Genomic DNA, 11,892 nt, shown 5'->3' on the forward strand with positions numbered 1-11,892 from the left:
TCTCTTTCATTGCGATATTCGTTTCTAAAACTAATAAAAACCCCCAAGTTTTCACGTTATGAAATCTTTAGGGATTTTTATGTTATTTATTCAATTAAGGGATGGGATTATATTTCAATTTTACTTTAGTTTATAAGCCAAATGTCTTTACTTCTTTAAATATAGAGGTTTCCAAAGCTTCCATCGCAGATCTATAGGTACTCCACTTACCGGTAAAAAAAGTATTGGTCTTGTCCAATGCCTTTTTTAAATCCTCTTCTGCAAACTGGATCAATCGTCGCTCTGTGGCGGTAATGCCCGTTTTTCTACTTCTACTATAACCACTGGCCGTTCCAATGCGTTGCATCACGGTTACCTCGGGATTTCTTGTAATCCCCTGTCTTTTATCCTCTTTGCCAATATAAATGGCAATAAGACTATCAATTTCTTTTACCACATCCTTGGAGGCCTTGATCTGATCTTTGTATTTCTTTTTATCCAAAGTATTCAATTCTTTTTGATACTTTTTAGCCGTGTTCTTACTTTCTACCAATTGTTTTACCGCATCCGCAGCAGTCTGCGTATATTCGTTCAATTGCTTAACAGCAGAGTACACTTCGTTGATATTGGAAGTGGATACCTTCAGGCGCGGATCGGATTTCACGGTTACTTTTGTTTCTTCCACCGCATCACCATAATACATCTTTACGGTATAGGTTCCAGGCTTTACGCTAAGTCCTCCAGGTTCGCGTGTTTGTTTGCGAATCGTTCGTGAGGGCCTGTTTGGACCTTTTTCATCCATTCCCCAATAAATTCTGTGAAAACCAGCTTTTTTAGGCGTTTTATACTTTAAAGTGCGCATTAATCGGTCGCCATCAAAGAATTCAAATCGGATAGAATCTTTCGTTGTCTTTTTCTCTTTAACTTCTTCTACCTCTTTCTCGGCACCGTCTTTCTTTTTCTTTTTTTCTGCTTTGGCATTTCCTTTTTTAAGGTAATACGTAATCATAGCCCCCCCGCGTTTGTTCTCCGCATTGTATAAGGCATCGGCTCCAAATCTACTTCCTGTAGGTTGTTGGTATGCTGCTTGATACGCCGCTGGGGGAGTAAATAAGGCAATATCTTGTTGTAATAGCGCCTTGTTTGCTGCAACCGCTCTTAACGGACGAATATCGTCCATGATCCAGGCAGCACGACCAAAAGTGCCTATGATTAAATCGTGTTCTCTAGGATGGATGACCAAATCTTTGGTGGAAACCGTAGGGAAACCTTCAGTCCATTTTTGCCATTTTATACCGGCATCAAAGGAAACATATAGACCATCATCCGTTCCTAAAAATAGCAGGTCGGAATTTTCAGGATCTTCAACAATAGATAATGCGTAACTCTTTACATCATTTTCATCAACGATACGCTCCCATGTTTTTCCATAATTCTTGGTGCGATATATATAAGGAGTATAATTAAAACGACGATAATCATTGGCTACTAAAAGCGCTTCCCCCTTATTTTTGTTGGAGGCCTTTATCTGTGGAATCCAACTTCCCTTGGGAAGGCCTTTGATATTCTTGGTGACCTCGTTCCAGCTAGCTCCGCCGTTTTGTGTAAAATGTACTCTCCCATCATCGGTTCCTACCCAAAGCATATCTTTTTCAACCGCGGAAGGCTCAATGACCAAAATGGTACAGTGATTTTCTGCTCCAGTCGCATCTAAGGTAAGTCCGCCACTTTCACTTTGTTTTTGTTTTTCGGGATCATTGGTAGTCAAATCTGGAGAAATAACCGTCCAGGTTAAGCCTTTATCGGTACTTTTATGTACAAACTGACTTCCAAAATACACGGTACTGTTATCGTAGGGGTCTTGTCCGATTCCGGCATTCCAGTTAAAGCGCAACCTAGTGTCCGCATCCGGAGGGGTAGGGCGAACCGAGTAGTTATTTCCTGTTTTCCAATCGTAACGCGAAACAAACCCCTGCTGGCTCATGGCATATCCAAATTGGGAATCATCCCTGTCCGGAACCACATCAAAACCATCACCAAAGGCTATTTCCTGCCAATAACTATTTCGTATCCCTTGTGCTCGCCAGACATAGGCAGGTCCCCTCCAGGAACCATTGTCTTGCATTCCGCCATATACATTATAAGGGTATTCATTATCTACATTAATGTGATAGAATTGCGCTACAGGCAAGTTCCCAATAAAACGCCAGGAAGCACCTCCATCTCTCGTAATGTTCATTCCCCCATCATTTCCATCGATCATAAACTTTCCATTGTTGGGATGGATCCACCAAGCGTGATGATCGGGGTGTACTCCATTGTTTGCTCTATAGGCGGGCATGAGTTGGGTGAAATTTTTACCGCCATCCTCGGATACATTCACATAGGTAAACACGGAATATACGCGGTTTTCATTTTGGGGATCTACGAAAATATCAGAATAATAAAAGGGACGATTGCCAATATCACTTTTATCATTTATTTTTTTCCATTTAAATCCACCATCCACTGATTTGTAAAGTGCATTTTTCTTCGCCTCTACCAAAGCATAGACCACATCGGGTTTACCAGGGGCAATGGCCAGACCAATACGCCCTAGCTCTCCTTTGGGCAGGCCTTCTTTATCCGTTATTTTTTTCCAGTTCTTACCCCCATCATGCGTCATGTGAAGTCCGCTTCCTTTTCCTCCGGACTTAAAGAACCATGGGTCACGTTTATGTTCCCACATGGCAGCAATTAACTTATTGGGGTTGGTAGGGTCCATAACCAAATCGGCCACTCCCGTTTTGTTGTTTACAAAAAGGACCTTATTCCAAGTCTGTCCTCCATCGGTTGTTTTAAAAACGCCGCGTTCCGGGTGTTCTCCCCATGGAGATCCAATGGCACCGACATATACGGTATTTGGATCTGAGGGATCTATGATAATTTTATGGATATGTCTGGTTTTTTCAAGCCCCATGGCAATCCAATTTTTGCCACCATCCAGGGACTTGTAGATACCATATCCTCCATTAAGACTGTTTCTAGGGTTTCCTTCTCCAGTACCGACCCATATCACGGAAGGATTGGATTGTTGGATCGCTACAGCTCCAACGGAAGCGGTAATCTCTTTATTAAAGATGGGATCCCATTTAATTCCACCAGAGGTAGATTTCCATAAACCACCGGAAGCCGTACCTACGTACATCACATCGGGATTATCCGTAACCACATCAATAGCGGTAACACGGCCACTCATACCTCCAGGGCCAATATTTCTAGGTTTTAGATCTTGAACAAGATCCATATTAAATTCTTGTGCAACTAGGGATAGGGATGCCAATAGCATCGCTAGGGAAAGTAATTTTTTCATCAAGCTTTATGTAGTTAATTAGTCGCCCACAAGGTACAGAAAACTTTACTCTGAATTCTTAAAGAGATGTTAAGGGATCATAGCTTTTATCAATAAGCAAATGTTCATAATTAGAGGGAGTTAAATTCCAAGATTAGCCATAAGTGGAGATAAGATTGTGTATTTTAGTTCTTGAACAAAATGAAGGCTTGCACAAAATTGATACCTGAATAATGAAATCAACGTTCCTCCTATATATTCTTTTTGCCCTTTCTTGGTGTATGAGCGGGCAATCTGCTATGGATTATACTTCTGAAAACCTGAAAGTAGAGGCCATTACTACAAATTTATTTGTACACATTTCTTATTTGAGTACGGAGGATTATGGAAAAGTTCCCTGTAATGGGGCGGTGTATATTAATGAAAACGAAGCCGTTGTTTTTGATGCACCGACCAATAATAAGGCTTCAGCAGAATTGATCCTATGGATACAAAACACCTTAAAGAAAAAGATTAAGGCAGTTGTTGCAACACATTTTCATATCGATTGCCTAGGGGGACTACAGCAATTTCATGAGAACGGAATTCCGTCTTATGCCAATGAACTCACCATAACCTATGCCAAAGAAAATAATGGGATATTGCCTCAAAATAGTTTTAATAAACAGATGGAAATCAACCTTGGAGAGCAATCTACAACTGTGGCCTATTATGGAGCGGGGCATACCCGTGATAATGTAATAGCATATATTCCAAGTGAGAGGGCCATCTTTGGAGGATGTTTGGTCAAAGGTATACGCGCTGGAAAAGGAAATCTGGCCGATGCCGATGTCAAAGCATGGCCTAAAACCATAGCGCGGATCCAAAAAGAACTTCCCCAGGTAGAAATTGTAATTCCCGGACATGGAAAAAAGGGCGGGACCGAGCTTTTGGAATATACCAAGAACATGTTCGAAGAAAAGAAATAAGGATGAAAGACCTCAAGGAAATTATTAGCACATTAAAACTGCAACCACATCCTGAAGGAGGGTATTACAGGGAAACCTATAGGAGTACCGGTGTTGTTCATTCAAATAGTCTGAATACACAATATACAGGGGAAAGAAATTATGCCACCTGTATTTATTTTTTATTGACATCTTCCCATTTCTCGGCATTTCATAGGATCAATCAAGATGAGATTTGGCATTTTTATGATGGATCTCCCATTCGTCTGCACACATTGTCACCCTCTGGTCAGCATGAAACGTTTTCTATTGGCCGTGATTTTGCCAAAGGAGAGGTACCCCAGTTAGTAGTGCCTGGCGGGTATTGGTTCGCGGCTGAAGTATTGGGAGAGGATAACTATGCCCTGGTTGGATGCACTGTTGCTCCTGGATTTGATTTTGATGATTTTGAACTTCCCACCCGTTCAGAAATGTTGAGGATGTTTCCACAACATAAAAGCCTGATCACTGCATTCACAAGGGATGAATAGGATGAAGAAACAAATACAGGCATTTTTTGTGATATCCATGCTAATGGCATCGGGTTATGGACAATCCTATAGCTATGCCAGGCCTGAAACTAGAGCAGACGGATGGGAAACACGATCATTGCAAGAAATGGGTTTGGATACGATATTGATAGACACCTTGTTTACCCAATTATTCCAACAGAAGCATAAAATTCATAGCACTTTGGTAATAAAGGAGGGGAAGATCGTGGTAGAGGAATACTTTAATGGGAATACCAGGGAGAGCAGGTATGATATACGATCAGCTACGAAAAGCGTCATTTCCTTGTTGGTAGGCATTGCCTTGGACAAAGGGTTTATAGCCAGTGTAGATGATCCCATGAATATCTATTTGAAAGATAAAGTGCCCGAAAAAAATAAGAGTGCTGACAAAGAGAACATAAGCATAAGACATTTATTGACCATGAGCTCAGGTTTGGAATGTAACGACTGGAACAAGAAATCGCGTGGACAAGAAGATAAAGTGTTTCGAAAAAGAGATTGGATACAGTATACTTTGGATTTACCCATGGTAGATTCTCCTGGGAAAACCACCTCCTATTGCTCTATGGGCACGGTTCTGGCCGCAGAAATTGTAAGTAAAGCTTCTGGATTCCCCATTGATGTCTTTGCGGAAAAATACCTCTTTCAACCTTTGGGCATTACCAATGTCAATTGGGGACATACCACTACTGGAAAACCCATTGTTCCATCGGCAAAAAGATTGTATATGACCTCTAGAGATATGGCTAAAATAGGGCAATTGGTAGCAAAAGGAGGAATCTGGAACGGGAAAACCGTAATATCTAAAGAATGGATAGCCAAGGCAACAATGTCCCAAACTAAATTGAGTAATTTGGAATATGGCTTTTTATGGTGGAAAATTCCCTTTTCGATGAACGGAAAGAAGATCCATGGAACCGTGGCGACAGGGAATGGCGGACAATATATTATGATTTTTGAGGACTGGGACCTTGTTGTTGTCTTTACGGGAGGCGCATACAATTCTGAACAGGACAAAGTCCCTTTTGCCATTACCAACAACATTTTTCTACCTGTATTCGCTAAAAATAAGTAATGTATACATACAGATGAGGAAAGAACTGGATATAGCACAATGGGAGCGAAAAGAACATTTTGAGTTTTTTGGCACTTTTGAAGAGCCTTTTTTTGGAGTTACTGTAGACATAGAGGTGACCAAAGCCTATAGTTATTCCAAGAAGAATGGATATTCCTTTTTTCAATACTATTTGTATTGCTCCCTAATGGCCGCAAATAAAGTTACTCCCTTTCGTTATCGTATTCAAAATAATAGGGTTTGGATCTATGATCAGGTCCATGCTTCCGCCACCATTAATAGGCCAAATGGCACTTTTGGATTTTCCTATATTGATTTTTCCGAAGATTTTTCTGAGTTCCAAAAGAATGTCAACAAAGAAATAACACGCGTTCGCAATAGTACGGGCCTTGCCCCGGCAGTATCTGGAGAAAATGTAATTCATTACTCTTCTTTACCTTGGATCAAGTTTACGGCGATATCGCATGCCAGGAGTTTTTCCTTTAAGGATAGTTGTCCAAAAATCTCCTTTGGAATGCTGCAGGAAGAAGATGGAAAAAGAAAAATGCCCGTGTCCATTCACGTACATCATGCATTAATGGACGGGTATCATGTAGGACAGTTTATTACCGCTTTTCAGGAATTTTTGAATCGGTATTAAATAGCAGATATTATATTTTTTCTAGGCGTATTATTTTGTGAGAAAATCTTAAAAAACTCTCTTACTTTTCCTATCTTTCCACACTTTTTAATATGCTGAAAACCATTAAAATGAAAACCAGACACCTTATTGCAGTACTATTGCTTTTTTCTTTGACCGTTTATGGTCAAGTTAATCCTAAATGGGCAAGATATCCGGCTATTTCTCCAGATGGGAGTATCATTGCTTTTACCTATAAAGGCAATTTGTACAGCGTCCCTGTTCGCGGCGGTAATGCTACACAATTAACATTTCATGAAGCGCACGATTTTAGGGCTGTTTGGAGTAAGGATGGGAAAACCTTGGCTTTTGCCTCCAATCGTTATGGGAATTTTGATGTCTATACCATGGATGCTAAAGGCGGACCCGCAACACGATTGACCTTCCATAGCACTGATGAACGACCTTTTAGTTTTTCGGCAGATGGGAAGGATGTAGTTTTTGGGGCTAGTCGTCAAGATGATGTATTGCACCGTCAATATCCTACGGGCACTCAACCAGAACTATATAAAGTACCGTTAAAAGGAGGGCGTATTGGACAAATTCTTACGGTTCCTGCTGAAGATGCGCAATTCAATGCCACCGGAACTCAGATACTCTATCATGATAGAAAAGGATATGAAGATGAATTTAGAAAGCACCATGTATCGGCCATTGCTCGGGACATATGGAAATATGATGTAGCTACGGATACACATACCATGCTGACCCGTTTTGCCGGAGAAGATCGTAATCCTGTATATTCCCAGGATCAACAATCCATGTACTATTTAAGTGAGGAAAGCGGTTCTTTCAATATTCATAAAATGAACTTGGGCGATTCTAATAATAAGGAACAACTCACCACTTTTAAGACACACCCTATTCGTTCCTTGAGTATTGGGAACGGCATCTTGTCTTTTAGTTATGACGGAGAGCTATATACGCTAAAGGAGGGTGGTTCTGCCGAAAAAATCCCCATTGTCATTAGAACACAGCAAGGAAGCAATTCGGATAGTTTTGTTTCTGTGAACGGGGGGGTACGGGAAATGGATATTTCTCCCGATGGAAAACAGATTGCCTTTATTTCTAGAGGGGAGGTCTTTGTGACTTCTGTAGAAGGAGCGCTGACGAAACGATTGACGAATACTCCGGAACAAGAGCGTTTTGTAAAGTTTACCCACGATGGCAAGGCAGTAGCTTATGCCAGTGAACGGGAGGGGAAATGGAACATTTATCAAACCAAAAAAATACGCAGTGAAGAACCCTTTTTCTTTGCGGCTACCACCTTAAAAGAAGAGGTGTTGTTGTCCAATACGGAAGACAATTACTTGCCCGAGTTTTCACCAGATGGAAATTTTATGGCGTTTATAGCAGGGAGAAGGACCTTAAAGGTATTGAATCTTAAAACCAAAGCGGTTACGACACTATTGACACCAGATGATCTGTATCATTTTCAGGATGGAGATCAGTATTTTAAATGGAGTCCGGATAGCAAGTGGTTGTTGGTCGATTGGGGAGTGTCTTTGAGCAATAGCGATGTGTTGTTGTTGAAGGCGGATGGGTCCAAAAGAGTCAATCTCAATGAAAGTGGATATTATGATTACGCTCCAAAATGGGTCAATGGTGGAAAACAAATGTTGTGGTTTAGTAATCGAAACGGTCTAAAAAGTTATGCAACCAGTGGACGTTCGGAATCCGATGTGTACAGTATGTTCTTCACCAAAGATAGTTGGGACAAGTTCAATATGTCCAAAGAGGATTATGACTTGATGAAACAAATAGAAAAAACACAAGAAAAACCAAAAAAGGAAGAAGATTCGAAGAAAAAAGGAAAGAAAGGGAAAAAGGAAGCCGATGCTGATAAAAAAGCGACCCCTAAAGCCTTGACTTTTGATTGGGAGGACCTCCAAACACGAAAATCACGATTGACCATTCACTCCTCCTTTTTGGGCGATGCCGTGTTGTCCAAAGATGGTGAAAAATTGTATTATCTCGCCCGATTCGAAAAAGATTTGAACTTATGGGAAACGGAATTGAGAACGAAGAATACCAAAAAACTAATTTCTTTAGGGGCCCGTTCAGGAAGTTTGCAATGGGATTCCAAACAGGAAAATCTTTTTCTATTGAGCGATGGGAGGATTTCAAAAATTAATCTTGCCGGAGCCAAACAAAAGCCAGTAAAAATTCAATCTGAAATGCGTTTGGATACCGAGGCGGAACGCGCGTATATGTTTGATCATATATGGTTGCGGACCAATGCCATTTTTTATCATTCCAATTTTCACGGCATTGATTGGAAAGCCATGCGCAAGGAATATGAGAAGTATTTGCCCCATATTGGAAATTCCCACGAATTTGCTGAAATGGCCTCTGAACTCCTTGGGGAATTAAATGTTTCCCATGCCGGGGGACGCTACCGGGGATTTATGCCCAATGGTGATGCCACGGCCTCTTTGGGTATTTTTATGGATTATGGCCATGAGGGAAACGGTATTAAAATCGCTGAGGTGATAAAAGGAGGTCCTTTGGATAAAGCTTCGTATAAGTTGAAAGCCGGAATGATTATTGAAAAAATCAATGGAACCCTTGTTTCCCCGGATAGGGATGTAGCTACCTACTTGAATAGAATAGCCAATACTTTTACCTTATTGGATATCGTGGATGAAAAAGGAAATCGCAAGCAAATTACGGTAAAACCAATTTCTTTGGGAGAAGAGAATGGCTTATTATACACGCGATGGGTAAAGCAAAATGAAAAAGAAGTTGCCGAAAAGAGCAAAGGCACTTTAGGTTATGTTCATATACCTGGTATGAGTGATGGACCATACCGTTCTATATATGAACGCATGATGGGGAAATTCAACGACAAAAAAGCGGTAATCGTAGATACCCGATTTAATGGAGGGGGCGATTTAGTGGCCGATTTGGCCATGTTCTTTACAGGAATCCCATTTTTATCCTATGAAACGGAGGCGCGGAAAGTAGGAGGAGAGCCTACATCGCGTTGGACCAAACCTACTTTGGCCATGTTCAATGAATCTATGTATAGTGATGGTTCCTGTTTCGCCAGTGGATATACAGACCTGAAAATAGGGAAGACCGTGGGGATGCCGGTACCGGGAACCTGCAGTTTTGCAGGTTGGGAACGTCTTCCCAATGGTATTGTTTGGGGTGTTGTTCCCGTTAGCGCCAAGAATAAGGCAGGGGAATGGCTAGAAAACAATGAAACCGATCCCATGATTCAAGTAAAAAACACGCCCAATATAATTGACAAAGGGCGGGACGAACAATTAGAACGTTCCATTGAAGAATTGCTCAAAGAAGTGGAATAATTTAGAATAATTGCTAGTAATCCGGAAAAGACTAACGCGCTACTTTTCCGGAACCTCCACAATTATCACATTTATCTTTCCCTCCGCGCATGGCAATCCAATATCCTTTGCCCTCGCATTTTCCACATTTTATAAAAGGGGATTTATCCTGGGATTTCTGATACAAATAATAGATGCCTCCTACGACGAGCAGAAGGACTAAAGCCCGTATAACCATAAAAAATAAATTCTCTTAGCATTCAAAGATACAATTTAGAAACGGTATGAAATATTGCTTTGAAACCTAAGTTTCCATGAAAAAAGCTAAGGATTTTTTGTGGTCTTTGCCCGTTGAAGGTGCTGTTGGAATAGGGCTAGGTTGGAATCCTGGTCTGCTTTTGCGATTTCCACAGCTCTTGTAAAGCAAGGTATTGCTTGCGCTGCATTCTTACAACCCAAATAGCCTTCCCCTAAACTGTCCCAAGCATTGGCAGATTGTGGATGTCTTTCAGTGTTTTCCTTAAATAAGGCAATCGCAGCCTCACAATTGTCTTTTAATAGATTGTATCCAATGCGGTTTATGGCATTTTCTGAAGGCGCATACAAGTTGAAGTACGCTTCTTTTAGGCTATCGCCAATTTTTGTATTCCCTTCCTCATAGTATAAGTACATGATACGGGCAATGGAACTATCGGAGGGCAATACCTCATAACCACAGGCATCGGATAATTTGTCAAAATAACGTTGTAGGGCTTTGATGCCTCCTTCACTTTCAAATTCTTTCAAAGAACTCCGATCGGGATATCCCTGGATGCCATAGTCATCTTCAAGACCATGGGTCGTCAAATAGAGCTGATGTATCAAATTGGGGTCTTTTATAGGATTCACATTCGCTAAAAAAATAATGGTGGTACCGTCATCAAATAATGTAATGGATGAACGGTGTCCACGTAATGCTCCTCCATGGGTATACATTCTGACGTTGACATTCCGTTCCACCAAATCATCCCAGTTCCTGATCCATCCATAACAATAGCCCTCTTTATTGGGAGTCCACATTTTTTTCGTGGCACTAGGGGATAAAAGTTTATGATTCCGTAAGGCTTCGCTCCAAATAAAAAGGTCTTCAACCGTAGAATGCATTCCGCCAGTGCTAAATTTATTGGATTGATCTCTAAAAGGAACCGCTTTAAAATCACCTCCATAAGCCCTAAACAGCATACGGAAACTTTCGTCTTCTATAAAAGCATATCCTGGAGCAGTATGTTGCTTGATGAAAGTATTGTCGGCAAAACCTGTATGTTTGAGGCCCAGGGGTTCTGTAATGCGATTTTTCAATAAGATAGCATACGACTTTCCGGAAACTTCTTCCAGCAGTGCTCCCAGAAGCATGTAGCCCAAACTACTGTAATGGTATCGCGTCCCAGGTTGATGAGCCAAAGATACCTTACTGACCAACACTGCCAATTCTTGTGGAGTGTAGGATGAAGAAGAAAAAGTAGCCTCATCCAAACCATTTCGCAGCAAGCCTTCATAATGTGGCAAGCCCGAAGTATGGGATAATAACCTGTGTAGGGTGAGTTCTTTTCCGAGCTCTTGGGGAAAATAAGGCAAATAAGTATCAATACTCGCCTCTAAACTTAAAGTTCCTTCTTCTACCATTTGCATGATCAACATGGCCGTAAATTGTTTGGTGATCGATCCAATGGGAAATTTGGTCTGCACATTATTTGGGGTCTCCGATTCACGATGCTTAAAACCATAGGCATTTTTAAAATGGACTTGACCGTTTTTTGCAATCAGTACCGCTCCATTGAAAGGGCTACCAATTTCTCGTCGTCCATTTTTTGCCCATTCTTCCATGATATCGGAAATAGGTATAGGTTCATTACTGCAAGAGCTTAAGATAAGGGATATACTAAGAAGAAAGATTAGCTTCCAGGCCGGTTTACTAAGGCGATAAATCATGATTGTTCTATTTTATGATGAATAGCACAAATGTATGTACCGACCCCAAGATTAAGGGTGCCATCCTTG

Annotated in this window: 7 protein-coding genes; 5 read left to right on the plus strand and 2 right to left on the minus strand. The window is 41.0% G+C overall.

Going from position 1 to position 11,892, the window contains the following annotated elements; translation table 11 throughout:
* Window positions 1-130: 130 nt before the first annotated feature.
* Window positions 131-3,331, minus strand: a complete 3,201-nt coding sequence (locus tag ACEXOE_RS19560) for a WD40/YVTN/BNR-like repeat-containing protein (RefSeq protein WP_394750546.1) — start codon at window positions 3,329-3,331, stop codon at window positions 131-133.
* Between the two features lie 212 nt (window positions 3,332-3,543).
* Between ACEXOE_RS19560 and bla the strand changes: the two genes are divergently transcribed.
* The 5 genes from bla (at window position 3,544) to ACEXOE_RS19585 (ending at window position 9,876) form a co-directional block, all read left to right on the plus strand.
* Window positions 3,544-4,278, plus strand: a complete 735-nt coding sequence (gene bla, locus ACEXOE_RS19565; protein WP_394750547.1) for a subclass B1 metallo-beta-lactamase — start codon at window positions 3,544-3,546, stop codon at window positions 4,276-4,278.
* Window positions 4,279-4,280: 2 nt separating this feature from the next.
* On the plus strand, window positions 4,281-4,787 hold the full coding sequence (locus ACEXOE_RS19570) for a cupin domain-containing protein (RefSeq protein ID WP_394750548.1): 507 nt from the start codon (window positions 4,281-4,283) through the stop codon (window positions 4,785-4,787).
* 1 nt (window position 4,788) lies between these two features.
* Entirely contained in the window at window positions 4,789-5,883 is a 1,095-nt protein-coding gene (locus tag ACEXOE_RS19575; protein ID WP_394750549.1) for a serine hydrolase domain-containing protein, read from the plus strand.
* Between the two features lie 13 nt (window positions 5,884-5,896).
* A complete protein-coding gene (locus tag ACEXOE_RS19580) occupies window positions 5,897-6,523 on the plus strand; it encodes a CatA-like O-acetyltransferase (RefSeq protein ID WP_394750550.1) in 627 nt (208 codons plus the stop codon).
* 110 nt (window positions 6,524-6,633) lie between these two features.
* Window positions 6,634-9,876 carry a S41 family peptidase gene (locus tag ACEXOE_RS19585; protein ID WP_394750551.1) on the plus strand — a complete coding sequence of 1,081 codons (3,243 nt, stop codon included), beginning with the start codon at window positions 6,634-6,636 and terminating at the stop codon, window positions 9,874-9,876.
* 303 nt (window positions 9,877-10,179) lie between these two features.
* Here the strand turns inward: ACEXOE_RS19585 and ACEXOE_RS19590 are convergent, their stop codons facing one another.
* The gene (locus ACEXOE_RS19590) at window positions 10,180-11,823 is read right to left on the minus strand and encodes a serine hydrolase (RefSeq protein WP_394750552.1); all 1,644 of its coding nucleotides are present in this window, start codon (window positions 11,821-11,823) and stop codon (window positions 10,180-10,182) included.
* Window positions 11,824-11,892: the final 69 nt, after the last annotated feature.

It is taken from the genome of Spongiimicrobium salis, assembly GCF_043678055.1.
Lineage (GTDB): Bacteria > Bacteroidota > Bacteroidia > Flavobacteriales > Flavobacteriaceae > Spongiimicrobium > Spongiimicrobium salis.

Bases quoted from the DNA above. Each gene is read 5' to 3' on its own strand.
- ACEXOE_RS19560 (WP_394750546.1), bottom strand. From the start codon at position 3,331: ATGAAAAAATTACTTTCCCTAGCGATGCTATTGGCATCCCTATCCCTA.
- bla (WP_394750547.1), top strand. From the start codon at position 3,544: ATGAAATCAACGTTCCTCCTATATATTCTTTTTGCCCTTTCTTGGTGT.
- ACEXOE_RS19570 (WP_394750548.1), top strand. From the start codon at position 4,281: ATGAAAGACCTCAAGGAAATTATTAGCACATTAAAACTGCAACCACAT.
- ACEXOE_RS19575 (WP_394750549.1), top strand. From the start codon at position 4,789: ATGAAGAAACAAATACAGGCATTTTTTGTGATATCCATGCTAATGGCA.
- ACEXOE_RS19580 (WP_394750550.1), top strand. From the start codon at position 5,897: ATGAGGAAAGAACTGGATATAGCACAATGGGAGCGAAAAGAACATTTT.
- ACEXOE_RS19585 (WP_394750551.1), top strand. From the start codon at position 6,634: ATGAAAACCAGACACCTTATTGCAGTACTATTGCTTTTTTCTTTGACC.
- ACEXOE_RS19590 (WP_394750552.1), bottom strand. From the start codon at position 11,823: ATGATTTATCGCCTTAGTAAACCGGCCTGGAAGCTAATCTTTCTTCTT.